Below are 24,795 nucleotides of genomic sequence, written 5' to 3' on the forward strand. Positions count from 1 at the left end.
GATAGACAATATCAAATCATCGTTGTAATGATGGCAGGTCTACCTGGATTCGAACCAGGGAATGACGGCATCAAAAGCCGTTGCCTTACCACTTGGCGATAGACCTACAGAGATAGCGTTTACTATCTAAATAATGGTGCGGAAGGGGAGACTTGAACTCCCACACCTTGCGGCGCCAGAACCTAAATCTGGTGCGTCTACCAATTTCGCCACTTCCGCACGAATTTTATAGATAACCTGACGAGGATAGACATATCAAATTATCGTTGTATAAATGGTGGCTACGACGGGATTCGAACCTGTGACCCCATCATTATGAGTGATGTGCTCTAACCAACTGAGCTACGTAGCCATCTTTTTGAGCGAGATACTATAATATAATCTCGACTTGAGTTCCAATGCTTTAGCATGAAAGCTTTAAATATTGGCAGGTCTACCTGGATTCGAACCAGGGAATGACGGCATCAAAAGCCGTTGCCTTACCACTTGGCGATAGACCTACAGAGATAGCGTTTACTATCTAAATAATGGTGCGGAAGGGGAGACTTGAACTCCCACACCTTGCGGCGCCAGAACCTAAATCTGGTGCGTCTACCAATTTCGCCACTTCCGCATTCTTTCCTAAAAGCTCTATAAAAAAGCGCTTAGGAAATGGTGGCTACGACGGGATTCGAACCTGTGACCCCATCATTATGAGTGATGTGCTCTAACCAACTGAGCTACGTAGCCATTTCTAATTTTTGCTATCAGCGACATGTTGCCTTATTGCTGAGAACGGTGCGCATTATGCGGATATGACTGTGTACCGTCAATAGTTTTTTTTGAATAAATCCCTTTAAAATGGCCGTTCGGAGTTTTTTTAAGCAAAGAGCCGTGTTTATCATCAAAAACCGTCTCTAAAACAACAATTTTACACATTAGGCTTTATTATAATTCACTTTTTTTATGCGTCATAAAAGAAAAAAAGCCAGCACACAGGCTGACTTTTTTCTGGTGTAGAACGGCAATTACACATTGAAACGGAAATGCACAACATCCCCATCTTTCACAATGTAGTCCTTTCCTTCTAAACGCCATTTACCGGCTTCTTTCGCACCACTTTCGCCTTGGAACTGAATAAAATCATCGTAACCGACGACTTCCGCTCGAATGAAACCACGTTCAAAATCCGTATGGATTTTGCCCGCAGCTTGTGGGGCTGTTGCACCGACAGGAACGGTCCAAGCGCGAACTTCTTTGACACCTGCGGTGAAGTACGTTTGGAGATCAAGCAGTTCATAACCAGAACGAATCACACGGTGTAAGCCTGGTTCTTCAATACCAAGATCCGCGAGGAATTCATCACGTTCTTCGTCATCCAGCTCTGCCATTTCCGATTCGATCGCAGCACAAACAGGTACCACCACGGCGTTTTCATTTTTAGCGTGTTCGCGCACAGCGTCAAGATACGGATTGTTCTCGAAACCATCTTCATTCACATTGGCAATGTACATCGTTGGTTTGAGAGTTAAGAAGTTTAAATAACCGACGGCAGCAAGCTCTTCTTTGCTCAAATCAACCGTGCGAGCCGAGCCCCCTTCAGTCAGCACAGGCAAGAGTTTTTCTAAGACGGACATTTCAAATTTCGCGTCTTTATCTCCGCCTTTCGCTTTCTTCGCTTGACGCTGCATCGCGCGTTCACAGCTGTCAAGATCCGCCATAGCGAGCTCAAGGTTGATGACTTCAATATCTTCCAGTGGGGACACTTTGCCTGCTACGTGAACGATGTTTTCATTTTCAAAACAACGAACAACATGACCGATCGCGTCTGTTTCACGGATATTCGCTAAGAATTTATTCCCGAGCCCTTCACCTTTTGATGCGCCAGCCACTAAGCCCGCGATATCCACGAATTCCATTGTCGTTGGTAGAACACGTTCTGGATTGACGATGTCTGCTAATGCAGTTAAACGTAAATCTGGAACAGGGACAACGCCTGTATTGGGTTCGATAGTACAAAATGGAAAGTTTGCTGCTTCGATACCCGCTTTAGTAAGCGCATTAAAAAGTGTTGATTTACCTACGTTTGGCAAACCTACAATGCCACATTTAAAACCCATGACTATAACCTTATTCAGCTTTGAACGTGTGTAAGCGGTTTTGTGCTTTTGTTAGACCATCTTTTAACAAAATGTCGAGGCTGCGAACGGACTCATCTACCACGGCATCTAAGCACTCCTGTTCTTTAGAAGGTGCTTTGCCTAACACATAGCCTGCTACTCTATCTTTATGCCCAGGATGGCCAATGCCTATCCTGAGACGGTAAAACTCTTTATTGTTACCCAATTTAGCGATCGTATCTTTTAAGCCATTATGGCCGCCATGACCGCCACCTTGCTTGAATTTCGCCACACCAGGTGGTAAATCGAGCTCGTCGTGCGCGATCATGATTTCTTCTGGTGCAATCTGGTAAAACTTCGCCATAGCGGCAACGGCCTTACCAGATAAATTCATATAAGTGGTCGGAATCAGTAAGCGTAGATCGACCCCATTTAGCTGAATGCGTGCGGTTAAACCAAAAAATTTAGGTTCACTCTTGAGCGTCACGTTATGCATTCGAGCAAGTTCCTCGACCACCCATGCGCCAGCATTGTGACGAGTGCGAGTGTACTCTGGTCCTGGATTCGCTAATCCGACTAATAATTTTATTGGTTGACTCAAGGTGTTGGTCCCTTCGTAAACGAAAAAGCGCCGTATGATAGCACAGAACGACTTCACGGTGCGAGATTACGTGATGTTTGTTTATTCATCGTGATATAAAAAAAGCGCCTTATCCAATGATAAGGCGCTTAAAATCGTCATTAAGGAATGATTATGCGTTAAACATTGCCGAAATGGATTCTTCGTTACTGATGCGACGAATGGCTTCAGCAAGCATGGTCGATAAGGTCAATTGACACACTTTACCTGTTGCTGCCATCTCTTTACTCAAGGTGATTGAGTCAGTGACGATCACTTGGTCTAATACTGAATTTTTGATGTTTTTCGCCGCATCGCCTGAGAAAATGGCGTGAGTTGCATAGGCAAATACGCGCTTAGCGCCGCGATTTTTCAGTGCTTCAGCCGCTTTGCATAACGTGCCACCAGTGTCGATCATGTCATCAACAATAATGCAGTCACGGCCTTCTACGTCACCAATTAGGTTCATTACTTCAGACACATTGGCGCGTGGGCGGCGTTTATCGATAATCGCAATATCAATATCACCCATCGCTTTTGCCGTTGCACGAGCACGGACGACACCGCCTAAGTCTGGAGATACAACAACAGGATCGACAAGTCCGCGAACTTGCATATCTTCAAGAAGTACCGGAGTACCGAAGATATTATCGACAGGGACGTCGAAGAATCCTTGAATTTGTTCTGCATGAAGGTCGATGGTTAAGACGCGGTCAACACCCACGTTAGAAAGGAAGTCTGCAACAACTTTGGCGGTAATTGGCACACGAGCAGAACGGACGCGACGGTCTTGGCGTGCATAGCCGAAGTATGGGATTACAGCCGTAATACGTCCAGCTGAAGCACGGCGCATTGCGTCAATCATTACGACCAACTCCATGAGGTTATCATTGGTTGGAGCACAGGTTGATTGAATAAGAAAAACATCGCTACCACGAACATTTTCATTGATTTGTACCGCGACTTCACCATCGGAAAAACGGGAAACGGTAGCATCACCAAGGGAAATATAGAGACGATCAGCAATACGTTGGGCTAGTTCAGGTGTGGCATTACCAGCAAATAGCTTCATATCAGGCACGGTGGAAACCTCAGGGTTGCGTCCAGTTTTAAATAGAAAGGGTCTTGGTTGTTTCATAAACAACCAGTGCTTCTTTCAACGGCGATGTATTTCGCCCTTGCGCGACAAACGCTGAAACACTATTAGTATCAAGTTTAGCAAGAGCAGTATTGGCTTGTTCCGCGTTAGGAAATTCCGCAAAAATGCAAGATCCAGTACCAGTTAACCTCGACGGCGCATATTGTAGCAGCGATGAAAGTTTATTATCAACCTCTGGATACAGTAATCGGACAATTTTTTCGCAATCGTTTTCGTAAGGTTGTGCTAAAAGTTCAGGCAGCGGGCGCTTAGGCGTATGGCGAGGTAAATCGGGATGGGTAAATACCTCTTTGGTCGAAATCGAGACATTGGGTCGTACGACCAGATACCAAGATTCATTGGGTTGGACTGGCATCAATTGTTCGCCGACACCTTCAGCAAACGCTGCAAATCCTCGAATGAATACGGGGACATCGGCGCCAAGTTTGAGCCCCAACTGTGCTAACTCGTCGTCACTACAGCCAGTATTCCAGAGATGATTGAGTGCCACTAATGTGGTCGCGGCATTCGAAGATCCCCCACCGATTCCGCCGCCCATGGGCAGAACTTTTGTCAGCTCAATATGCGCGCCGCTGCGACATTGGGTATAGGTTTGCAGGGCAACGGCCGCCCGGTAGATAAGGTTCTCTTCTACTGGGACCTCAGGTAAGTCTGGACTGAGTGTAATGGCGGAATCCGAGGTAACCGTGATGGCCAACTCATCGCCATAGTCTAAAAATTGGAAAAGGGTCTGTAATTCATGATACCCATCCTCCCTCTGACCATTGATGTAGAGGAATAAGTTCAATTTTGCCGGAGAGGGCCACTGAGTGGTCACTGTTTTCATTATTGGACGGCCCATTTGCTAATCACAATACGTAGCTTAATCTGCCCTTGAGACAAGGATAAACGCGTTGGAAGGTACAACGGGGTGCCTTGATAAGGGTAAGCACTATAATCCGTATAGTTAACCAGCCAGCGCTTGTGATCGATTGTCGTAATGAGCGAACTCAGCGTATTGTTTTGATTGAGAATATGGTCATCGGAGTCACTTGGTAAACCTAATATCCATTTTTGTAATGGGATGATGGGTAAGCGTAGCCCAGTTAAACGTGCCACTAAAGCTTGCGCATCTTTGTCACGGAAGGTTTTATCATCATAGGTGTGAATCGTTGCGCCATCGTGAGTCATGGTCAGGTGCAAGACGGTTTGACCAAGGAAGTTGGTTAAACGCAAATCGGTATTCTCACCACGTTTACGCCATTGAAAGTTCATGGATTGCCGTTGTTGCGGCGAAATATATCCCATCTTGCCCGACAGTGTATATTGATCGATCTGTGTTAAACGAGCTTGATGCTCGGACCAATCAACTTGGTAATCGGGGGAGTGTGTGACGGAACTGCATCCTGCTAAAAACAGTACAACTAGCGAGAAAAGTAGCGTAATACGTTGGGTGACAAATCTCATTTGTGCATTTCGTCCTTTTGGTGTGTCTTTATTATTAAGCCTATAACGGTGTTTTGGCAAATTATGAGCAGAAAAACGACGGTTCAAACCTCTCGATAGCATGGCGATGAATAGACGTTTTGACTGTTGGATTGTTCTTTTACACCGTAATTTTGAGGGTAAACTATAGCATTGATGTCAGGCCGTGGTGAAAAACAAATTTGATTAGGCTTTCATTCCCAGAGGTCATCAAGTAAAATTCTGCTCTTGATCAATGTTCTTACCTGAGAATTCTCTATCAAATGTCTTTACTTTCTATTGGTATCAATCACAACACGGCGCCTGTTGAACTGCGTGAAAAAGTCGCTTTCGGTCCAGAAAAACTGAAAGATGCTTTGACGCAGTTGTCGGATAGTGCCTATGTGAATGGAGGCGTTATCGTATCGACCTGCAATCGCACTGAGCTCTACTGTGATGTCAAGAATGCCAGTAAGAATAAGCTCATTGATTGGTTATCCAGCTTCCATGATGTTCCTCCGGAAGAAATCAAACCCAGCCTATACGTGCATGAAGAGCAAGCGGCGATTCGTCATTTGATGCGCGTCTCTTGTGGTTTAGATTCATTGGTGTTGGGTGAGCCGCAAATTTTGGGTCAGGTAAAACAAGCGTATGCCGATGCAAGAGAGCAAAATGCGGTCGATCCAGCGATAGAAAAATGGTTCCAAAAAGCCTTTTCGGTGGCGAAACGGGTCCGAACGGAAACCGACATTGGTGGTAACGCGGTATCGGTGGCTTATGCTACGTGTACCTTGGCCAAGCACATTTTTGACTCGTTGAAAGATGCAACCGTATTGTTGGTCGGGGCGGGAGACACGATAGAGTTGGTGGCGACTCATCTAGTCAGTCATCAGTGTAAGCGCATCATTGTGGCCAACCGGACTCGTGAGCGGGGGATGGCTCTGGCAGAAAGTGTCAACGGAGAAGTCATTGCCCTCAATGAAATTCCTGACCACCTTGCCAGCGCGGATATTGTGATCAGTTCAACGGCCAGTCCCTTGCCGATCATCGGTAAGGGGATGGTTGAAGCCGCAGTTAAAGCGCGGCGCCACAAGCCCATGTTGCTTATTGATATTGCGGTTCCTCGTGATGTGGAATCTCAGGTGGGGGATATCGATGATGTATACTTGTATACCGTGGATGATTTGCAGTCCATTATTGATAGTAATATGGCGCAAAGAAAAGTCGAAGCGGTACAAGCTGAAAGCATCGTCAGCGAAGAAAGCGCCGAATTTATGGGCTGGATGCGATCCTTGCAGGCAGTCGACAGTATCCGCGATTACCGTACCAAGGCGAACGATACTCGCGAAGAATTGTTGGCAAAAAGCATGCAAGCCTTAGCGTCTGGCGCCGATCCAGAAAAATTGTTAATTGAGCTCAGCAATAAATTGACGAATAAATTGATTCATGCTCCAACGCGCGCTTTACAGGCGGCTGCCCAGCATGGTGAGCCAGAAAAATTAGCGGTCATACGACAAAGTTTGGGTCTTGATGACCCTCAATAAGATATCAATTGTAAAGTTAAGAAGAGACTATGAAAGCGTCGATTTTAGTAAAGCTTGAAACCCTAGTAGAACGATATGAAGAAGTTCAGTATCTGCTAGGTGATCCAGAGGTCATTGGGGATCAAAATAAATTCCGAACTCTGTCGAAAGAGTATTCTCAGTTAGAAGAAGTCACCAAATGCTTTCAAGCATACCAACAAGCGCAACAGGATTTAGAAGCCGCTCAAGAAATGGCTAACGAAGACGATGCTGAGATGCGCGAAATGGCAGAAGAAGAAGCCAAAGACGCCGAGCAACTGATTGCGAAATTAGCGTCGGATCTTGAAGTCTTATTGCTCCCTAAAGATCCCAATGATGACCGCAACTGTTTCCTTGAAATCCGTGCTGGAGCCGGCGGTGATGAAGCGGGGATTTTTGCCGGAGATTTGTTCCGTATGTACAGCCGTTTTGCTGAGAAAAAAGGCTGGAAAGTGGAAGTCATGTCAGCGAGTGAGTCTGAACATGGCGGGTACAAGGAAATGATCGCGAAAGTCGCCGGAGAAGGTGTCTATGGCGTGTTGAAATTCGAATCGGGAGGACATCGAGTCCAACGAGTACCTGAAACTGAATCACAAGGCCGCGTGCATACCTCGGCGTGTACCGTTGCTGTGATGCCTGAAATACCGGAAGCAGAAGTGCCTGAATTGCGTACAGGAGACTTACGCATTGATACCTTCCGCTCATCAGGCGCAGGTGGTCAGCACGTCAACACGACCGATTCAGCGATTCGTATTACCCACTTACCAACGGGGATTGTCGTGGAGTGTCAGGATGAGCGCTCCCAACATAAAAACAAAGCGAAAGCGATGGCCGTACTGGCAGCACGTATTGCCAAAGCGGAAGAAGAAAAGCGCGCCGCCGAAATTTCTGATACGCGCCGTGACTTGTTAGGGTCGGGGGATCGTAGTGATCGCATTCGTACCTATAACTACCCACAAGGTCGCGTGTCTGATCATCGTATTAACTTGACGGTATATCGCTTGAACGAAGTGATGGGCGGCGATTTACAAACCTTGATCGATCCTGTTATCCAAGAGCATCAGGCTGACCAATTAGCGGCCTTAGCTGAGCAGCAGTAATCTCATCATGCCAACTATTGATGAGCGGCTTAAACAAGCCACACAGCAACTCGCTGCCAGCGGCAGTGAATCACCGTCGCTCGATGCGGCGGTGTTGCTCTGTCATGCACTCAATAAACCCCGCTCGTATTTATTTACTTGGCCGGATAAAACGTTGAATGACGCTGAATCCGCGCAGTTTGAGTCATTCCTCGCCCTACGTCTTGAAGGCCGACCTGTTGCCCACATTACGGGAGAGCGCGAGTTTTGGTCTTTGCCTTTGCAAGTTTCTCCCACCACGTTGATTCCACGACCTGATACCGAACGCTTAGTCGAAGTGGCCTTGGCGTTATCTGATATTCCTGCAGGACAGGTGTTGGATTTGGGAACGGGAACAGGGGCAATCGCTCTGGCTTTGGCATCAGAGTGGCCACAGCGTTCTATTGTCGGGATTGATTTGCGGATTGAAGCCCAGCAATTAGCACAGCGTAATGCGGCTCGGCTTGGCTTCGACAATGTGACGGTGAAACAGGGCAGTTGGTTTACACCGCTTAAGGCTGGTACAAAGTTTGCTTTGATTGTTTCCAATCCCCCTTACATTGAAGAAAACGATCCGCATCTAGAGCAAGGGGATGTTCGATTTGAGCCGAGAAGTGCGTTAGTGGCTTCGCAAAACGGGTTGGCGGACATTACTTACATCAGCGACCATGCCAGAGAGTACTTACTGGACGGTGGGTGGCTGATTTTTGAGCATGGGTATGATCAAGGAACAGCGGTTCGTGAACAATTAGTCACATTGGGGTATCAAGATGTGCGCACGGAGCGAGATTATGGCGGCCAAGAACGTGTAACATTAGGCCGTTTTTTGAGTTAATAGGACAAAGTCATGTACGAATTTTTCAAGCAATTGCATTTATCGACCATCGCTATTAGTGTCACGTTGTTAACCGTGAGATACATTTTGATGATGATGGATTCTCCGAAACTGAATAATAAGTTTTTAAAGATTTTCCCTCATATCAACGATACTGTGTTGTTGGTTTCTGGCGTGGTATTAATTTATATCACTGGTTTTGTGCCGTTTACCGCAGCAGCACCGTGGATGGCAAGCAAGTTGATGTGTGTGGTTGCGTATATCGCGTTAGGCGTGTTTGCGTTGAAACTGGGGCGTAACAAATTACTCAGAACGTTTGGTTTTCTCGGGGCGCTGGGGTGGTTAGCCATGGCTGGGAATATTGCCGTAACGAAAGTTCCCATGTTTTTTCAATAAGCAATAGAGTAGCGAAGTAATGCTGTTAAATTTATCGGATGATGATTTTGATGAAATGCCTCTCGCGGAAGGGGCTTTGGTCCTAAACGAAGCCATTGATTCGGAAACGAGAGTGGCGTGGGCGAAAGAAGAGTTGGAACGTTTAGTCGCGGAGGCGAAGCAGGCCTTAACAACGCATACTCACGGTCCCGCTCGTCTCGAGGCTTTCTTGCAATTGTTTTATCAAGAATGGGGCTTTAAAGGCGATCAAGAGGCCTATTTTGATGCCAGTAATGCCTTCATTGATAAAGTGCTTGAGCGCCGTAAGGGGATCCCAGTTAGCTTAGGCGCTTTGCTATTGTATTTTGCTGATAAGCTCGATTTCCCGTTTGAGGCCGTTAACTTTCCGACTCAATTTTTAATTAAAGTGGTATGGCCTGAATCCACGGCCTATTATCTGAATCCGTTTTCTGGCGAAGAGGTGTCTCAGCATACCTTGCAAGCTTGGCTGGTGGGGCATAAAGGTCCATTGAGCCAGTTAAAACCTGAGCATCTGAAAACGACTGACCACGCCACGATCATTGGTCGCTGGTTAGCGTTAATCAAAAATGCGTTATTGCGTGAAGAGCGCTATACCTTAGCATTACGCTGTACAGATCTTGCACTGACCTTTGTTCCCGATGATCCTTATGAGATTCGTGATCGAGGCTTTATCTATCAGCAATTGGATTGCCATCACGTGGCGGCCTCTGATTATCAGTATTTTATCGACCAATGCCCGGATGATCCGGCGGCTGAATTATTAAAAACTCAAGTGAATGCATTAAGTCGCGATGATGTGACCGTGCACTAATCATAATAAGAGAGAACACAATGGAACAAAAGATCGTTCATGTTGGTGACATCCCGGTAGCTAACGATAAACCCTTCACGCTATTTGCGGGAATGAATGTTTTAGAGTCTCGCGATATGGCGATGCGCATTTGTGAGCATTACGTCAATGTGACGAATAAACTCAATATTCCTTATGTATTCAAAGCGTCGTTTGATAAAGCAAACCGCAGCTCTATCCACTCTTATCGTGGGCCAGGTTTAGACGAAGGATTGAAAATCTTTCAAGAAATCAAAGAGACGTTTGGGGTCAAAATCATTACCGATGTGCATAACGAAGCTCAAGCTCAACCCGTTTCTGAAGTGGTGGATGTTATCCAGCTTCCCGCATTTTTAGCTCGTCAAACAGACTTAGTTGAAGCGATGGCGAAAACTGGCGCGGTGATTAACGTGAAAAAACCTCAGTTTATGAGCCCGGGCCAAGTCGGAAATATCGTTGAGAAATTTGCTGAATGCGGCAATGAGAATATCATTTTGTGTGAACGTGGCTCATGCCATGGTTACGATAACCTAGTGGTGGATATTTTAGGGTTTGGCGTGATGAAAAAGGCGTCTCAAGGTAGTCCAATTATCTTTGATGTGACGCACTCACTACAAAACCGTGATCCTTCTGGGGCCGCTTCTGGTGGTCGCCGTGAACAAACGGTTGAGCTTGCTAAAGCCGGCTTGGCAACAGGCATTGCGGGCTTATTCATTGAAGCTCACCCAGATCCAGATAATGCGAAATGTGATGGTCCATCGGCTCTGCCACTCGATAAGCTAGAACCGTTTTTACAACAAATGAAAGCCTTGGATGATATGATCAAAGGCTTTGAGCATATCGATATTAAATAACACGCTAAACGTTACGTTTAGCGATAACATCATAACGCGCCTGAATTGTTAGGCGTGTTGTGATGTGATGTGTTCCACTCCCTCCGGTTAATTTTCTTCTTGCGATGTTGCTCATGACACCCTTCACGCCCGATGGATTCGAGCTATAATGCCGCTTGAATTGATATCGTAATGAGATAACGTGTTTGAACAAGGATAACAACCATGACGCCAGCCATTAATTTAGCCAAAAAAAAGAAAACGCCTCATACTATCCATCAGTACCAGCATGATCCAAATAGTGAAAGTTACGGCGAAGAAGCGGCTCGCGTGTTGGGTCAAGATCCTAGTACGGTGTTTAAAACGTTACTGTTTGCGTTAAACGGGGAAGAGAAGCAATTAGCCGTCGCGGTGATTCCGGTCAGTTTGCGCCTCAATCTCAAATTGGCTGCGAAAGCTGCGAAAGCCAAAAAAGCCGAAATGGCCAAGCCCGACATCGCCGAGAAAACGACAGGTTATGTCGTCGGTGGTATCAGCCCTCTAGGGCAGAAGAAAGCCTTACCCACCTTTATTCATCATAGTGCCGAATTACAGGATACGATATGTGTTAGCGCGGGTAAGCGAGGGTTAGAAATAGAATTGTCGCCACAAGATCTAGCGATGTTAACTCGCGGAACCTTCGTTGATTTGTGCGGGGAATAACCTCGTTTCTCAGTGTCGAACGCGCATAAAAAAAGGTCCATAAAGGACCTTTTTTTATGCATTTTAAAGGAAGAGGAGAGTTTACTCGTCGTCGAGCTGAGTACTATCTACGATATGATTTTCGCCAAGATCTTGTGGCAAAATAAGATTCAGTACAATCCCGACGATACCACATAAGCTAACACCCTGTAGGTTGAAGTTACCAATTCCAAATGCCATCCCACCAATGCCAAACACCAAGACAACCCCAACAATGACTAGATTACGGGATTTGTGTAAATCAACGTTATGCTTAATGAGTGAATTCAGACCTACGGTGGCAATGGAGCCAAATAATAAGATCATGATTCCACCCATGACAGGCACAGGAATGGTTTGTAAGAACGCGCCGAGCTTGCCAATTAACGCTAATGCAATCGCGGTAACGGCAGCCCAAGTCATGATCACCGGATTAAATGCTCGAGTTAATGTCACCGCTCCTGTGACTTCGCTGTATGTCGTGTTCGGCGGCGCTCCTAAAAAAGCCGCCAAAATTGTGGCGACACCGTCACCAGTAATGGTGCGATGCAAACCGGGTTTTTTTAAATAGTCTTTACCGGTGACGTTAGAAATCGCAATCATGTCGCCAACATGCTCGACCGCTGGAGCAATCGCCACGGGAATCATGAATAAAATGGCGTTGATATTGAATTCAGGCATGGTGAAGTTTGGCAGTGCGAACCAAGCCGCTTGGTGAATGGCGGAAAAGTCGACAACACCAAAAAATAAGGACAGCATGTAGCCAACGAAAATACCACCACAGATAGGAATTAAGCGGAAAAACCCTTTGACATAAACACTAATCGCAATGGTGGTGAGCAAAGAGGCTAGGGCTATCCACAGGGCATAGTCACCATTGACTAACTGGGCACTCCCATCGCCGGATTTTCCCATCGCCATATTCACGGCGGTAGGGGCAAGGCCAAGCCCAATCACCATGATGACCGGACCGACAACCACAGGAGGCAGTAATTTATGGATAAAGCCAACCCCACGAACTTTAATCGCGGCACCAAGCAACACATACACCATACCCGCTGCGACTAGGCCACCCATGGTCGCGGCAATACCGAAGGCTTGTGTGCCATACATAATGGGAGCAATAAAGGCAAAAGAAGAGGCGAGGAAAATAGGAACGGAGCGGCGAGTAATGAGTTGGAATAAGAGGGTACCAGCGCCGGCCCCAAACAGTGCAACGTTAGGATCTAATCCCGTTAACAACGGAACAAGAACCAGTGCACCAAATGCTACAAATAACATTTGTGCGCCAATAATGGCATTTTTCATCGTATTTTCCCTGATGCTATAAAAATTGGGGGAATTTTATCACTTTTGTAATCGATTACCATATGTATTCAATAGAAAATCGTCGACTTTTTGTCTGTAACGGAGAGAAAATGGTCTGAAAACTGGAATTTTGACGCTATCCTGAATCCCATCTCTTGCCCGGGGTTCGATACTTGCTTATCATCAAGCTTCATGAATAGGGAACGATAGAATGTTATGCGCTATTTAGCTTTATTGTTAATCGGGGTCATATCACTGCCAGCGGCAGCGGTGACTAAAGTGAACTTGTATCAAACACAGGTAACGGTTGATCCACAAAATGCACAATCGGATGATCAGATTAGAATCCAAGGTATGGAGCAAGTTTTAGTTCGTGCCACAGGTTCCACATCGGCATTGCAAAATAGTGTTGTAAAAAAAGCACTCAATAATAACGACCAGTACCTCACACAGATCAGTCGTACAGAGAACGACCAAGGTCAAGGGGTGGTGAAACTGGGATTCAATGGCGTCCATATTCGCGAGTTGCTCACTCAAGCTCAATTGCCCTTCTGGCCGGCACAACGCACCAATATTCTGGTTTGGTTAGTAAAAGATACCGATTATGACCGTCAGATTATCTGGGAAAGCAGCCGCTCCCCCTTGCTTAAAGAAATGCGTCAAGAAGCCAGAGTCCGCGGATTGCCGTTAACCTTGCCCGTTGGCGATTTTTCTGACGTGACAGGCTTATCCACCACGGATCTTTGGGGAGGCTTTAGCGATGCGATAGGTGAGGCGAGTGCGCGTTACCCGACCGATGCCATCATGGTGGTACAAGCGCAAGGAGATGAGCTGCATTGGACGCTGTATGATCAACCGGCACATGCGATGCAAGACGATTTTAAAGAACCGGTCACCGGCCAAGCGAGTGGTGATGATGCAATGAAGACCATGATTGACACGATCAGTGAATATTATGCTCAGCGTGGTGGCGTTATCGTTTCCGACCAATCCTCTCAGTCATTAAATGCGGACTTTACTCATGTGACGGATGCGCAAGATTTCTTTAATATAGAGAAAATGCTGACATCATTAAGTTCGGTTGCATCCGTGAATGTGCAGCATATTAAAGGTGATGACGTACAATATCGTATTCACCTACTCACCTCGGCGGATGTCTTCAAAGACGAAGTATTGAGAAACGATGCGGTACAAAGCTCTGACCGTCAGAATGATTGGATGAATGTGGAAAAAATGCCGCAATTTTCCCACTCCAACAGCCAAGTGGATTCCACCGGGCTGGCCCCATCTTCTGGTGACAGTGAGACATCCATGGCGATGGATTCTGGTGATTCACAGTCGCTGGATGGTCCATCACCGTCTGCGAATGATGGAACTTCTGCGGATTCACCGCAGCCACATAGACCGACTCTGCATTTTATTTGGAATCACGAAAACGGATAAACAGAGTTTAAGAGAAGAAAAGCGCAGCTATCGGCTGCGCTTTTTTGTTGCCCACTGTTTGGAGCAAAAGAGCTTTCGCTTAGTGCTGCCGCCTAGTACATCGGCGGTTAACTTGTGCTCAGACCTTTCATTTGAGTGGCCACCAAAGCTAGGCGTTTTCCTAGATGTTGCGTTAGAGTGATTTCATCGGGAGATAATGAGTCACTATGTCCGCTCACATGGCTCGCCCCATAAGGGGTTCCACCATGTTTGGTGGTGTGCAGCGCAGGTTGTGAATAAGGAATGCCCAAGATCATCATGCCATGATGGAGCAGTGGCAGCATCATGGTATTTTGGGTGGTTTCCTGGCCGCCATGAAGGCTGGACGATGAGGTAAACACACACGCAGGTTTGTCAATGAGATCGCCTCCGACCCATAGGGCTGTGGTTTGATCCCAAAAGTGCTTCATGGGCGCAGACATGTTACCAAACCACACCGGACTGCCCATGGCCAAACCATCACAATGTTTGAGTTCCTCAAGGCTGAGGATGGGATCGACGGGGTCATGTGGCGAGTCAGTAAACTCCGACACGGTACGTAATAACGCTTCACATCCCGCTACGGATTCCACCCCGCGCGCAATGTGGCGAGCAAGTGTGCGCGTACTGCCGTGTCGGCTGTGATAGAGCACGACAACTTGAGTACTCATAAAATCTCAAGCACGCTTTCGGGTGGACGGCCAATACGGGCATGTTCCCCATTGACAACGATCGGACGTTCGATCAATTTTGGCGTGTCTACCATCGCTTGAAACAGCGCATCATCGCTCAAGGATTGGTCATCAAGATTTTGGCTTTTATAAGCCTCTTCCTTGGTTCTCATCATTTTACGAACACTATCTAAACCGAGTTTGGCAAACAATGTTTTAAGCTCTTCGAGTGACGGCGGCGTTTCTAAGTATTTCACCACTTCAGGCTGGACATTATTGGCTTCTAGCAGTACTAAGGTCTCACGACTTTTTGAGCATCTTGGGTTATGATAAATCACGACTGACATAGTCTCTTCCTATCTCTTAGTTTTTCTGTAACGCTGTAAAACGATCACGTTGAACGAGCAGTTGGTCAATTCGGGCATCGTAACGCGCTTGTTCGAGGCTGCCCAGCTTAGCGAGTTGACTCGCTTGAGTATAGTATTGAATCGCTTTTGTCCACTGTGCTTTTAATGCCAAAATTTCGGCGCGCGCAGCTAATTCTTCTTGTTCATTCCCTAGGCGGTTGTTCGCTTTGGATAGTAAATCCCAGCCGTTAACATCATCTGGATGAGCATGAGTGTAACGCTGTAGGACATGAATCGCCGCTTTAAATTTCCCCTCGTCATACAACACATTGGCGTAGTTAATCAAAATGACCGCGCTATCAGGGTTATTTTTGCGTGCATGATTAAGCATAGCTTGTGCTTTAGAAGCTTGCTTCAACGCTAAATATAAATCACTCATGGCATCGAGATAAAACGGGTTATCAGGCGATTTTTTCCATAGAGGAAATAATGTGGCTTTAGCTTGAGACAGTTTATCGCTGTCCAAGTACACCAAGGCTTGGCCATAATCAAAGGCCTCCTTCATCGCGGCGGGTGCCTGCGCCTTATGGCGTGATAGCCAGTCTAGCGCGGAGGCCGGCTTTAAGTCGCTATAGCGCGCTACGACCCGAGAGCGAGCTAAGTAGAAAGATAATGATGGCTTAGGATGATGCGCTTTATATTGCTGCGCACGCTGCCGTGTATCGGTAATTCTCGATTGTGGCAGTGGGTGCGTGAGTAACATTTGTGGTGGTTTGGATGAGTAGCGATATTCTGCCGCCAATCGACTGAAAAAGCGCGGCATCGCCATGACATTAAACCCCGCATTTTCCAGTGTTCTCATGCCAAATCGATCCGCTTCTTGTTCGTTGCTGCGCGAGTAGTTGAGCTGGCCTTGAATATGACCCGCCATGGTTGCGTTAAGTGCCGCGATTCCTGCTTGAGGAGAGGCTATCGCCAGAAGTAGGGAGCCTGCCATCGCAGCAATGGTGGCTGGCGTATTACGAGCTTCTTCTTCCATGCGCCGCGCTAAATGTCGCTGAGTAATATGGGAGATCTCATGCGCCATGACAGACGCCAATTCGCTTTCTGTTTGCGTATGTAAAAAAAGCCCAGAGTGCAGGGCTACGTGTCCTCCAAAAAAGGCGAACGCATTGAGCACCGGATTATGAATCAAAATAAATTGAAAGGGCGTTTTGACATTATCGGCGTGGGAGACTAAACGATGCCCTAAATCATCAATATATTGATTTAATACTGGGTCGTTAATGATCGGCTGAGTCGCTCTGAGGATGCGCATATAAGCATCCCCGTATTGGAGTTCTTTGTTGATGGATAACGTAGAGCCCGCCACTGTGCCAATGTCTGGTAAATCGGCACTATTGGGCTCGGCTACACTGGGCACTGCAATACTCAATGATAAGGCAGAGACCAAACATAAGCCCAGCAATGAACGCTTTTTTTTCTGAAACATCATGCGAAATTGAGCTCCTAAGGCAACTGACTTTATGACCATGAGCTCGACAAAAGGTTTCTCTTATGAGCTCATGAACGAACTTGAGTTAAATAAGGGAGAGATTGAGTGTTTCCCTTGTGATAAAAGCGATACAATACTGCCATCTCGTCACATGAAGTCATGCGCATAGCGCTCATTCAGTTGGTGTGACTATAACTATCATAATCATTCAACGAATAAATGAAACCATGAGAGGTTGATTTTATAACACTTTTTATTGGATAGCGGGCGCATATTGATGCCTTTCTTTCGCCGAGCATCACAATTCTTTGTTGTCTCGAAACAATAGAAAGCGACGTTTATTAAAGCATATAGCAGCGAGTACAGGAGTATCATGGCATGCTAGAATTGGTCCAAAATTGGTACAGAAGGCGCTTTTCTGATCCAAACGCGGTCAGTCTATTGGCGGTATTAATTGTTGGTTTCGTCACGATTTACTTTTTTGGTCATTTAATTGCGCCATTATTGGTTGCGGTTGTTTTAGCTTATTTGTTGGAATGGCCAGTGATGCATCTACAACGTTGGCGCCTGCCGCGCACTCCCGCAGTGATTTTAGTCTTACTCGCTTTTATTGGCTTGATGTTATTTGCTTTGTTTGGTTTAGTTCCGACGATTTGGAAGCAGGTTGCTAATTTGGTGAACGATATTCCGAGCATGTACACAGATTTGCAGCGTTCTGTCATGTCCATCCCCAAACGTTATCCGGAGTTGGCCAACTTGGATATTGTCGAGCCTTTAATGGATAACGCCAAAAATAAAGCGCTGATGTTTGGTGAATCCGCACTAAAAGGTTCACTGTCATCGCTTATCAGTATCGCTACGTTGGCGGTGTATTTGATTTTGGTACCGTTATTGGTGTTCTTTATTCTCAAAGATAAACAGCAAATGTTACGAGGCTTTGGTCGTATTATGCCTCGTAACCGAGTGCTTGCCGCGCAGGTATGGAGTGAGATGAATGAGCAAATCTCCAATTACATACGTGGTAAAGCGCTGGAAATTGTCATTGTTGGTGTCGCCACTTACATTACCTTTGCGGTATTAGACCTTCGCTACGCGGTATTGTTAGCGGTAGCGGTTGGGGCATCGGTCCTGATCCCGTATATTGGCGCCGCTGTGGTCACCGTGCCAGTGGCGATTGTAGGGTTATTTCAATGGGGGCTAACCCCCGAGTTTTATACGATGATGATCGTATATGGGATTGTGCAAATCATTGATGGTAATGTGATCGTACCCATTTTATTTTCGGAAGCGGTCAATCTGCATCCGGTCGCCATCATTGCTGCGGTCTTAATTTTTGGCGGGCTATGGGGGTTCTGGGGGGTCTTTTTTGCCATCCCATTGGCTACGTTGGTCAAAGCGGTATGGCATGCTTTGCCAGCGTTCGAGGACTCTGGGTATCATTCACCGACAGAAGAATAATTGAGATTTATTGAGATAACCAAACAAAAAAAAGCGCCTGATGATAGGTAATGCTTGTAAGTTAAGAGGCATTTAACATCTTTTAGAAGGCCTGGTCGCATAGCGACTGGGCCTTCTTTTTACTGCTCTTGGATAGCTTCGTTCTCTCCTTTCTGGCAGCGTAAAACTCTCAGCCATATCTAAGATGTAATTCATCACCTCCGGGACCCTTCCCGGTGCCACTGACGGCAGTTGCTGTAATTGCCCTATTAAGAACAACGAAGCTTGTTTGAACCCTATCTGGTAAGGCATGACCTTGTTTTGATCGTAAGCCATTTGGCACATCAAGAACCTAAGTAAGTTGTAAGCCAGCAGCATGCCCCATAATTCTTGTTCTACTAGCTCAGGCTTTTTACTTCTTAGGGTTAGGGTGTTTTGCAGCATATATTGCTTCATTTCTCGATAACCAAGTTCGATTTCCCACCGATGGCTATATAGCTCGGCTATGTCTTGCCCTGGGTAACGCAAGGGATCTGTCATTGAGGTTAATAACCGAACTTCCTTCCCCTTTATCGTCTTGGTGATTAATCGAGCCTCGAGTGTTTCTGGTGCATCGTGCCACTTCTTCTTCGCTTGTGGGGATAGCGTTAACTCAACCAGCTCTTGACCACGTCCTAATTGGCGAAGTGTCGTGTATTGCGCCCCTTTACGCATGGGAATTAGCCAATGTCTTTCTGTCCCTGTTGTCTGCCAACGGTGTAAAAGCCCTAGCGCATAAAAACCTCTATCGAAGATAGTCAGGCTATTATCTGGTGATTGCTCTATGAGCTCCGTTGTTAGGTCCACTTCACTTGTTGATGTGGAATCGAACGAAGCGCTATTTAGAAGATGACTAGTCAGTTCCATGTGGCAGACCATGCGCACTTGAGGATATTCGGACGAGCACTTTTGATTCCGAGTCCGACTGAATGTCTCACCGTTTTCTTTCGTATCTGGCGTTCGCCAGACGACGCCGTCGACAGCATGAAGCGTGAGTCCATGCCAGTCTGGATGAGGCGTTTTATCATGCCAAATCTTCTGTGTTTGAGTAAAAACGGATTTCATGACATCGGAGCCCAACCGTTGTCTGGCTTGGATGACGGCACTTGGAGCAACAAATGGCTTCTTACCTGGAAGGAGGATATCCAGTTTCGACACAACTTTCTCCATAGACAAGTGACGATATAAAGACATCCCAACGACACTCCATACCATCATCTCCATAGGCAATCTTCGTCTACGAACTGTGGTAATTCCGGTATCTTCTAAACATTGCGAAATGAGTTCAGGGGAAAGTAGGTCAGATAACCCCGAAAGTTGTTCAGCAGAAAATTTGTGTACTTGGTTAAGTGCTTGTCTTAAAAACATAAAAAAATCCGAGTGCATGAATACACTCGGATTTTGACACGTTAGATGGATCCTTCAACCGATCATTTTAGTCTTAACTGATCGGCATTACCTGATGATAGGCGCTTTTTTAATGGTTCAGGGCGTGTCTGTTGCCTTATGCCTTACTGAGGAAGGGATAGGACTTACGCGTTTTCGTTCAAATAATTTAACACGACGTCGTGATGGTCTTTGGTCTTGAATTTATTAAACACATGTTCAATATTGCGATGTTCATCAATAAGAAAACTGGTTCTCACGATGCCCATATTTTCTCTACCCATGTTAGTACACCCTTGGAAATATGCTAAGACATAAATTTTGACGATTCTTAATAAAGTCTATCTTTAACAATGAGTTAAGTTAATAAATTTCTTGTTTAAACCCTAATTATAGCAGTTGTCATATTTTTTTGTAAATTGGGCTATTTTTGACGCTTTTCCAAGCGAAAACTTGTCATAAAAAGTTTAGGTGAAGTTATAAAATGGGGCTTATTGTCATTGCGACAAAGTCGCTCGGTGATCACACACACGGATTTAGCTTTGTAAATCATTTTTGGACAAAAGTTACTTAGAGTAATCACTTAAATTAGGAAAATGCGGATAACTTTAGATATGGAAAAGTCGCTTAGTGAAGTGTCTAGTTTCGCTGGTGCAGATCACTATACTGAAGCACAGCAGGTGTTCGAGCATAAACTCGTAGCAATCTACTTTAGATTCTTCGCGAAGTAGGTGGCGGCCTTTTTTACAATTTCTAGCTCTTCTGCTTGCTCAGCCAACTGCCTTTTGAGCTTGGCAACCTCTGCGGCTAGCTCTTGCTCTCGCTGACTAGTACTGGTGTCTTTCTTCGAGTTCTTCCGCCACCCGTAGATTTGAGATTCATGTAAAGAAAGCTATCTTGCTGTCGCAGCTACTCCCACTTTATCTGCTAACTTCAAGGCTTCTGCTTTAAATTCAGGGGAATGTTTAATTCTAGTTTTCTTAGTTGTCATTGTTCACCTCGTTAGTGATTGTACTCACTTAACTCAGTGTCCAAAACTGCTGGGGCGGATCAGAATGATGGGGGCTCGTTTCAGTTAGTGTAAGTGCTGCTTTTAATTAAATAAAAGAGCTCCTCTCTTACCTCAAGAGCCCAAAATGCTTAATCGACTTTTAGTACTTATTGTACAGCTTCATGTGACCTGTCTTGTCAAAAGACACCACATTAAAGCCTTTGTACTCTTGCCCTGGTCGTGCCATTCCCGGCGAATGCTGCGGCATACTAGGAGCCGCAATTCCTGAAATATTTTCAAGTCTCTCCTCAAGCAAACGTTTGATATCAGACTCAGGAACATGCCCTTCAATCATATAGCCACCAATGACAGCTGTATGGCAGGACATCAGTTGATTAGGCATACCAAACTCTTGTTTGACATCACTCCAATCACGAGCATGGTTAACATTCACTTCATAGCCTTTCTTCTCCATAATTGCAGCCCATTCCTTGCAGCAACCACAAGTAGGCGATTTATAAAGCTCAATAACAGGCTTAGCAAAGACGTTAAAACTCAAAATCAAAGATGAAAGTGCAATAAGTCTCAAATTTTTACTCATAAAGTTACCTAACCAAAATCTATTTTACGTTAATACTGACGGCTTCATCGCCATAACTCAGCTCATATACTCCCTTTTCAGGAAGCCACTCAAAGTACTGAGTTTCATACGGCTCTACACGCAGTGTTAAATGTTTACCAGCCAAAGGGGAGAGATCAATTGACATCGACTCAAACATTTTATTTAGTACCACCAACTGACTCTTCTTGCCGCTATCTATAGAAACTGAGAGTAGCGCCCCCTTGGTACCTTCATACTGTAGTGGTCAACTAAAATTGGCCACGGTTTCAGAGTTTTCCCAATATAATCGTTCTGATTCATTGGGCGTTAGGCCACCGTTATACTGATGCGGCCTGAGTTGGCAGTAATATCCGATAATATAGCGGATGATCTCTTGTTGAGCCTCAGCGAAGCTACGATAACCCACAGTTGGCACCCATTCAGTCTTCAGACTTCTAAAGAAGCGCTCCATTGGCGCATTATCCCAGCAATTTCCTCTGCGAGATAAACTCTGTTTTATTTGAAAACGCCACAGTAATTGGCGGTATTTACGACTGGTATAGTGACTACCTTGATCGCTATGGAACATGACACCTTTAGGCTTACCACGTGACTCATAAGCCATCGAAAGAGCTTTACCTGTTAACCGAGTATCAGGTGATAAAGACATCGACCAACCGATCACTTTACGAGCAAAAAGATCGATAACGACCGCTAAATACATCCACCGATTACCCGTCCAAATATACGTAACATCGCCAACCCAGACTTCATTTGGGGCGGTAACAGCAAACTGACGACCTAAGTGATTTGGAACTTCAATATGCTCTTGTGAAGCCTTTCTGTAACGATGCTTTGGCTCTTGGCAACTCACTAAACCAAGAGTTCTCATCAGTTTTGTCGCTCGGTAACGACTCAGCTTTACGCCCTGGGTTGTAACTATATCTGCAATGGTTCTTGCTCCCGCAGAGCCATTGCTTGCAGTGTGTGCCTCACTAACCAAGCTGCGAAGTTTTACTATTTCAGCATTAATTACCGTTGGGCGTTTAGTAAGCGCACCACAAACCCCACATTCTAATCAGGCTTTGCCCACTCTATGATCACATCTCCAATCCAAAGGAGATGTGACATGAATAAACGACGCACCGATCAAGAATGGCTTTCTCTGATTGAGCAATGCCAAGCCAGTTCGCTTACACAACAAGATTTTTGCCAAAAACACGACATTAGCGTATCGACGTTTTACGCTAAGCGGCAGCAGTTGAGTGTTAACCCATCTCCAACTCAGAGCGGCTTCGTTAAGGCCGAAATTATTGAAAAAACCACCTGTCGCAAGGTGACCCAGACGTCGGTAGCCAACATGACTTTGATAGTAAATAACATCGAATTGAGTATTCCTCAAGGCACGCCACCACACTATCTTGCTGAGTTGATTGGAGCCTTGTCATGAAGCGCATGATGACCGCGCCAGTGGTGTATTTATACCGCGAGTTTGTCGATTTCAGAAAATCTATCAATGGTCTGGCGCTGTTGATTGAATCCGACACCGACCTTGAGCTAGGCTCAGGGGCATTGTTCCTCTTCACCAATAAACAACGCGATAAAATAAAAGTGTTGTATTGGGACCAAACGGGTTATGCGCTCTGGTATAAACGCCTCGAAAAAGCCAAGTTTAAGTGGCCCACGCAAGAGAAAAATACGGTGTTGACCTTAACGCAATTTGACCTCGACAGACTGCTTTCTGGCTTCACAATAATCGGCCATAAATCGGTAAAAATCGACAGTTTTACAATGGGTTAATGGCAATAAAAGTCAGATAAACCAAGCCTTTTTTATCGGTATTCAGTACAATGAATACCATGAAAAAGACGACCCCCGACATCAATCCAGACAGCCAAAACATCGCGGAACTTCAAGCGATGGTGAAGGCGTTGATGTCTGAGCAAGAAGCTTGGCAGCAAAAAGAATCACAATGGCAACAAGAACGCCAATCCTTGATTGAGCAGTTCAAACTGGCACTTGACCGTCAGTTCGCCAAGCGCTCTGAAGCGTTAAAACCGTATAACGAAGCTCAGGGCGACTTCTTTAATGAAGTGGAATGCGAAGCGGAGAACGTCGACGAAGACGTGGTGACCACGACGACCACAACAAAGCGCCGTGGTAAACGCAAGCCATTACCGAAAGACTTACCTCGCGAAACCGTGGTTCTTGACCTGGACGAGCACGATAAACAGTGTCCTTGCTGCCAACATTCTCTGCATCAAATCGGGGAAGACCGTAGCGAGAAACTGGAGTTCACGCCTGCGATACTCAACGTTATCGACTACGTTCGTCCTAAATACGCGTGCCGTCATTGTGAGCAACACAGTGAGACTAACCCAGTTCACCAACAGCCAGTACCCGAAAGCATCATCCCCAAAAGCTTCGCCACAGAAAGCTTGCTGGCCCATATCATCTTAGGTAAATACCAGTACGCCTTGCCGCTGTATCGACAAGAAACCTTGTTCACGCAATCGGGCATCGACTTATCAAGAACCACTATGGCTCGCTGGGTTATCCAAGTGAGCGAGAAGTTCCAACCCTTGTACCAAGCCTTAAAAACGCACTTACTTGAGCAAGTGGTGGTGCATGCTGATGAAACCCCATTGAATGTGCTGCAAGAAGAGAAGCGCAGTTACATGTGGCTTTACTGCTCAGGAGCTGACTCTCCGCAAGCTTGTTTACCGGAGATGAAAAACATCGTCTTGTACGACTATCAAAACAGTCGCGCGAGAGCGTGCCCAATGGACTTCTTGGGCGATTACTCGGGTTACCTGCAAACCGATGGTTATGTGGCGTACGATGGTCTCACTCAAGTGACAAACGTCGGTTGCTTCGCTCATGCTCGCCGTAAGTTCATGGAGGCAAAAAAGCTCCAGGGAAAAGGCAAGACTGGAAAAGTGGATATCGCGCTGGCGAAAATCCAAAAACTTTATGCGCTTGAAGCTCACTTAAAACCGTCGTCAGCCGAAGAGCGTTGGTCAGAGAGACAATCACACGCCAAACCGATATTGGACGACCTGTATCAATGGCTCACGACACAGAAAGTGTTCGAATCCAGCCCACTGGGTAAAGCGATTAAATACACCTTGGGTCAATGGCCAAAGTTGGTGCGTTATGTGGATGATGGGCACGTATCCATCGACAACAATCGAGCAGAGCGTGCGATAAAATCGATGGTCATTGGCCGAAAAAATTGGCTCTTCGCCAACACATCAAGAGGCGCCGATGCTAGCGCATTACTCTATAGCATCATCGAGACGGCTAAAGCCAATGGACTCATTCTCTACGATTACATGGTCAAGTGCATGAAAGAGCTGGCGAAAGCAGAGCCCGACATTGACTCACTTCTTCCGTGGAACTTCTCACACTAAAACGCCCCGTGT

At 46.0% G+C, this 24,795-nt stretch carries 24 protein-coding genes, 6 tRNA genes and 3 pseudogenes; 12 read left to right on the top strand and 21 right to left on the bottom strand.

Annotated elements, in window-relative coordinates; all coding sequences use genetic code 11:
* Positions 1-31 precede the first annotated feature (31 nt).
* From EAE30_RS08755 to lolB, 11 genes are all read right to left on the bottom strand, one after another.
* Positions 32-106, bottom strand: a tRNA-Gln gene (locus tag EAE30_RS08755).
* Positions 107-134: 28 nt separating this feature from the next.
* Positions 135-219: transfer RNA gene (locus tag EAE30_RS08760), tRNA-Leu, on the bottom strand.
* Between the two features lie 56 nt (positions 220-275).
* Positions 276-352 (bottom strand) — tRNA-Met (locus tag EAE30_RS08765).
* 73 nt (positions 353-425) lie between these two features.
* A tRNA-Gln gene (locus EAE30_RS08770) sits at positions 426-500 on the bottom strand.
* 28 nt (positions 501-528) lie between these two features.
* Positions 529-613: transfer RNA gene (locus tag EAE30_RS08775), tRNA-Leu, on the bottom strand.
* A 39-nt stretch (positions 614-652) separates the two neighbouring features.
* Positions 653-729: transfer RNA gene (locus EAE30_RS08780), tRNA-Met, on the bottom strand.
* A gap of 278 nt (positions 730-1,007) precedes the next feature.
* On the bottom strand, positions 1,008-2,099 hold the full coding sequence (ychF, locus tag EAE30_RS08785; protein WP_123015575.1) for a redox-regulated ATPase YchF: 1,092 nt from the start codon (positions 2,097-2,099) through the stop codon (positions 1,008-1,010).
* A 10-nt stretch (positions 2,100-2,109) separates the two neighbouring features.
* On the bottom strand, positions 2,110-2,700 hold the full coding sequence (gene pth / locus EAE30_RS08790; RefSeq protein ID WP_123015576.1) for an aminoacyl-tRNA hydrolase: 591 nt from the start codon (positions 2,698-2,700) through the stop codon (positions 2,110-2,112).
* 151 nt (positions 2,701-2,851) lie between these two features.
* A complete protein-coding gene (locus EAE30_RS08795; RefSeq protein ID WP_123017312.1) occupies positions 2,852-3,799 on the bottom strand; it encodes a ribose-phosphate pyrophosphokinase in 948 nt (315 codons plus the stop codon).
* 28 nt (positions 3,800-3,827) lie between these two features.
* The gene (gene ispE / locus EAE30_RS08800) at positions 3,828-4,703 is read right to left on the bottom strand and encodes a 4-(cytidine 5'-diphospho)-2-C-methyl-D-erythritol kinase (RefSeq protein ID WP_123015577.1); all 876 of its coding nucleotides are present in this window, start codon (positions 4,701-4,703) and stop codon (positions 3,828-3,830) included.
* Positions 4,703-5,323: a lipoprotein insertase outer membrane protein LolB gene (gene lolB / locus EAE30_RS08805; RefSeq protein WP_123015578.1), complete on the bottom strand. Its 621-nt coding sequence runs from the start codon at positions 5,321-5,323 to the stop codon at positions 4,703-4,705. Before lolB ends, ispE begins: the two co-directional genes overlap by 1 nt.
* Positions 5,324-5,604: 281 nt before the next feature.
* Between lolB and hemA the strand changes: the two genes are divergently transcribed.
* The 7 genes from hemA (at position 5,605) to ybaK (ending at position 11,616) form a co-directional block, all read left to right on the top strand.
* The gene (gene hemA, locus EAE30_RS08810; protein WP_123015579.1) at positions 5,605-6,864 is read left to right on the top strand and encodes a glutamyl-tRNA reductase; all 1,260 of its coding nucleotides are present in this window, start codon (positions 5,605-5,607) and stop codon (positions 6,862-6,864) included.
* Positions 6,865-6,893: 29 nt separating this feature from the next.
* Complete coding sequence (gene prfA / locus EAE30_RS08815) at positions 6,894-7,982, top strand: peptide chain release factor 1 (protein WP_123015580.1); 1,089 nt, start codon at positions 6,894-6,896, stop codon at positions 7,980-7,982.
* 4 nt (positions 7,983-7,986) lie between these two features.
* A complete protein-coding gene (prmC, locus tag EAE30_RS08820; RefSeq protein WP_241967771.1) occupies positions 7,987-8,835 on the top strand; it encodes a peptide chain release factor N(5)-glutamine methyltransferase in 849 nt (282 codons plus the stop codon).
* A gap of 12 nt (positions 8,836-8,847) precedes the next feature.
* A complete protein-coding gene (locus EAE30_RS08825) occupies positions 8,848-9,231 on the top strand; it encodes a SirB2 family protein (RefSeq protein ID WP_123015582.1) in 384 nt (127 codons plus the stop codon).
* 22 nt (positions 9,232-9,253) lie between these two features.
* Positions 9,254-10,063: a SirB1 family protein gene (locus EAE30_RS08830; protein WP_123017313.1), complete on the top strand. Its 810-nt coding sequence runs from the start codon at positions 9,254-9,256 to the stop codon at positions 10,061-10,063.
* A 20-nt stretch (positions 10,064-10,083) separates the two neighbouring features.
* Positions 10,084-10,935 (top strand): 3-deoxy-8-phosphooctulonate synthase, encoded by an 852-nt coding sequence (kdsA, locus tag EAE30_RS08835; protein ID WP_123015583.1) that lies wholly within the window; start codon positions 10,084-10,086, stop codon positions 10,933-10,935.
* Positions 10,936-11,139: 204 nt separating this feature from the next.
* Positions 11,140-11,616: a Cys-tRNA(Pro) deacylase gene (gene ybaK, locus EAE30_RS08840; RefSeq protein WP_123015584.1), complete on the top strand. Its 477-nt coding sequence runs from the start codon at positions 11,140-11,142 to the stop codon at positions 11,614-11,616.
* A gap of 81 nt (positions 11,617-11,697) precedes the next feature.
* Here ybaK and EAE30_RS08845 read toward each other — a convergent pair whose 3' ends face one another.
* A complete protein-coding gene (locus tag EAE30_RS08845; RefSeq protein WP_123015585.1) occupies positions 11,698-12,942 on the bottom strand; it encodes a uracil-xanthine permease family protein in 1,245 nt (414 codons plus the stop codon).
* A gap of 216 nt (positions 12,943-13,158) precedes the next feature.
* Between EAE30_RS08845 and EAE30_RS08850 the strand changes: the two genes are divergently transcribed.
* On the top strand, positions 13,159-14,385 hold the full coding sequence (locus EAE30_RS08850; protein ID WP_123015586.1) for a DUF2066 domain-containing protein: 1,227 nt from the start codon (positions 13,159-13,161) through the stop codon (positions 14,383-14,385).
* 107 nt (positions 14,386-14,492) lie between these two features.
* On the opposite strand, the gene wrbA is transcribed toward EAE30_RS08850, so the two are convergent.
* From wrbA to bepA, 3 genes are read right to left on the bottom strand one after another with little or no spacing between them, the layout of a single operon-like run.
* Positions 14,493-15,074, bottom strand: coding sequence for an NAD(P)H:quinone oxidoreductase (gene wrbA / locus EAE30_RS08855; protein ID WP_123015587.1), 582 nt, complete (start codon positions 15,072-15,074; stop codon positions 14,493-14,495).
* On the bottom strand, positions 15,071-15,421 hold the full coding sequence (gene arsC, locus EAE30_RS08860) for an arsenate reductase (glutaredoxin) (RefSeq protein WP_123015588.1): 351 nt from the start codon (positions 15,419-15,421) through the stop codon (positions 15,071-15,073). Before arsC ends, wrbA begins: the two co-directional genes overlap by 4 nt.
* Before the next feature lie 16 nt (positions 15,422-15,437).
* Positions 15,438-16,913 carry a beta-barrel assembly-enhancing protease gene (gene bepA, locus EAE30_RS08865; RefSeq protein WP_123017314.1) on the bottom strand — a complete coding sequence of 492 codons (1,476 nt, stop codon included), beginning with the start codon at positions 16,911-16,913 and terminating at the stop codon, positions 15,438-15,440.
* A gap of 381 nt (positions 16,914-17,294) precedes the next feature.
* Between bepA and EAE30_RS08870 the strand changes: the two genes are divergently transcribed.
* Positions 17,295-18,374, top strand: a complete 1,080-nt coding sequence (locus EAE30_RS08870; protein ID WP_123015589.1) for an AI-2E family transporter — start codon at positions 17,295-17,297, stop codon at positions 18,372-18,374.
* Positions 18,375-18,446: 72 nt separating this feature from the next.
* Here EAE30_RS08870 and EAE30_RS08875 read toward each other — a convergent pair whose 3' ends face one another.
* From EAE30_RS08875 to EAE30_RS08895, 6 genes and pseudogenes are all read right to left on the bottom strand, one after another.
* Positions 18,447-19,760, bottom strand: coding sequence for an IS4 family transposase (locus EAE30_RS08875; protein WP_123017299.1), 1,314 nt, complete (start codon positions 19,758-19,760; stop codon positions 18,447-18,449).
* A 164-nt stretch (positions 19,761-19,924) separates the two neighbouring features.
* A pseudogene (locus tag EAE30_RS08880) lies at positions 19,925-20,062 on the bottom strand (thioredoxin-dependent thiol peroxidase); the annotation flags it as partial.
* 375 nt (positions 20,063-20,437) lie between these two features.
* Positions 20,438-20,769 (bottom strand): annotated as a pseudogene (locus EAE30_RS08885) (transposase); the annotation flags it as partial.
* A 160-nt stretch (positions 20,770-20,929) separates the two neighbouring features.
* Positions 20,930-21,370 carry a DUF411 domain-containing protein gene (locus tag EAE30_RS08890; RefSeq protein WP_123015591.1) on the bottom strand — a complete coding sequence of 147 codons (441 nt, stop codon included), beginning with the start codon at positions 21,368-21,370 and terminating at the stop codon, positions 20,930-20,932.
* A gap of 19 nt (positions 21,371-21,389) precedes the next feature.
* On the bottom strand, positions 21,390-21,536 hold the full coding sequence (locus tag EAE30_RS18755) for a hypothetical protein (RefSeq protein ID WP_164711819.1): 147 nt from the start codon (positions 21,534-21,536) through the stop codon (positions 21,390-21,392).
* 99 nt (positions 21,537-21,635) lie between these two features.
* Positions 21,636-22,418, bottom strand: a pseudogene (locus tag EAE30_RS08895) (IS3 family transposase); the annotation flags it as partial.
* Positions 22,419-22,499: 81 nt separating this feature from the next.
* On the opposite strand from EAE30_RS08895, the gene tnpA reads away from it, so the two are divergent.
* The 3 genes from tnpA to tnpC are packed head-to-tail and all read left to right on the top strand — an operon-like array spanning position 22,500 to position 24,783.
* Entirely contained in the window at positions 22,500-22,820 is a 321-nt protein-coding gene (gene tnpA, locus EAE30_RS08900; RefSeq protein WP_123014138.1) for an IS66 family insertion sequence element accessory protein TnpA, read from the top strand.
* Positions 22,817-23,170 carry an IS66 family insertion sequence element accessory protein TnpB gene (gene tnpB / locus EAE30_RS08905; RefSeq protein ID WP_164711751.1) on the top strand — a complete coding sequence of 118 codons (354 nt, stop codon included), beginning with the start codon at positions 22,817-22,819 and terminating at the stop codon, positions 23,168-23,170. Before tnpA ends, tnpB begins: the two co-directional genes overlap by 4 nt.
* Before the next feature lie 59 nt (positions 23,171-23,229).
* Entirely contained in the window at positions 23,230-24,783 is a 1,554-nt protein-coding gene (gene tnpC, locus EAE30_RS08910; protein ID WP_123014139.1) for an IS66 family transposase, read from the top strand.
* The last annotated feature ends 12 nt before the right edge of the window (positions 24,784-24,795 follow it).

Origin of the sequence: Vibrio zhugei (genome assembly GCF_003716875.1) — a bacterium.
Classification (GTDB): domain Bacteria; phylum Pseudomonadota; class Gammaproteobacteria; order Enterobacterales; family Vibrionaceae; genus Vibrio; species Vibrio zhugei.

Bases quoted from the DNA above. Each gene is read 5' to 3' on its own strand.
- bepA (WP_123017314.1), bottom strand. From the start codon at position 16,913: ATGTTTCAGAAAAAAAAGCGTTCATTGCTGGGCTTATGTTTGGTCTCT.
- prfA (WP_123015580.1), top strand. From the start codon at position 6,894: ATGAAAGCGTCGATTTTAGTAAAGCTTGAAACCCTAGTAGAACGATAT.
- arsC (WP_123015588.1), bottom strand. From the start codon at position 15,421: ATGTCAGTCGTGATTTATCATAACCCAAGATGCTCAAAAAGTCGTGAG.
- EAE30_RS18755 (WP_164711819.1), bottom strand. From the start codon at position 21,536: ATGTCAATTGATCTCTCCCCTTTGGCTGGTAAACATTTAACACTGCGT.
- ychF (WP_123015575.1), bottom strand. From the start codon at position 2,099: ATGGGTTTTAAATGTGGCATTGTAGGTTTGCCAAACGTAGGTAAATCA.
- lolB (WP_123015578.1), bottom strand. From the start codon at position 5,323: ATGAGATTTGTCACCCAACGTATTACGCTACTTTTCTCGCTAGTTGTA.
- EAE30_RS08870 (WP_123015589.1), top strand. From the start codon at position 17,295: ATGCTAGAATTGGTCCAAAATTGGTACAGAAGGCGCTTTTCTGATCCA.
- EAE30_RS08845 (WP_123015585.1), bottom strand. From the start codon at position 12,942: ATGAAAAATGCCATTATTGGCGCACAAATGTTATTTGTAGCATTTGGT.
- tnpA (WP_123014138.1), top strand. From the start codon at position 22,500: ATGAATAAACGACGCACCGATCAAGAATGGCTTTCTCTGATTGAGCAA.
- tnpC (WP_123014139.1), top strand. From the start codon at position 23,230: ATGAAAAAGACGACCCCCGACATCAATCCAGACAGCCAAAACATCGCG.
- wrbA (WP_123015587.1), bottom strand. From the start codon at position 15,074: ATGAGTACTCAAGTTGTCGTGCTCTATCACAGCCGACACGGCAGTACG.
- ybaK (WP_123015584.1), top strand. From the start codon at position 11,140: ATGACGCCAGCCATTAATTTAGCCAAAAAAAAGAAAACGCCTCATACT.
- tnpB (WP_164711751.1), top strand. From the start codon at position 22,817: ATGAAGCGCATGATGACCGCGCCAGTGGTGTATTTATACCGCGAGTTT.
- kdsA (WP_123015583.1), top strand. From the start codon at position 10,084: ATGGAACAAAAGATCGTTCATGTTGGTGACATCCCGGTAGCTAACGAT.
- EAE30_RS08890 (WP_123015591.1), bottom strand. From the start codon at position 21,370: ATGAGTAAAAATTTGAGACTTATTGCACTTTCATCTTTGATTTTGAGT.
- ispE (WP_123015577.1), bottom strand. From the start codon at position 4,703: ATGAAAACAGTGACCACTCAGTGGCCCTCTCCGGCAAAATTGAACTTA.
- EAE30_RS08825 (WP_123015582.1), top strand. From the start codon at position 8,848: ATGTACGAATTTTTCAAGCAATTGCATTTATCGACCATCGCTATTAGT.
- hemA (WP_123015579.1), top strand. From the start codon at position 5,605: ATGTCTTTACTTTCTATTGGTATCAATCACAACACGGCGCCTGTTGAA.
- EAE30_RS08875 (WP_123017299.1), bottom strand. From the start codon at position 19,760: ATGTTTTTAAGACAAGCACTTAACCAAGTACACAAATTTTCTGCTGAA.
- EAE30_RS08850 (WP_123015586.1), top strand. From the start codon at position 13,159: ATGCGCTATTTAGCTTTATTGTTAATCGGGGTCATATCACTGCCAGCG.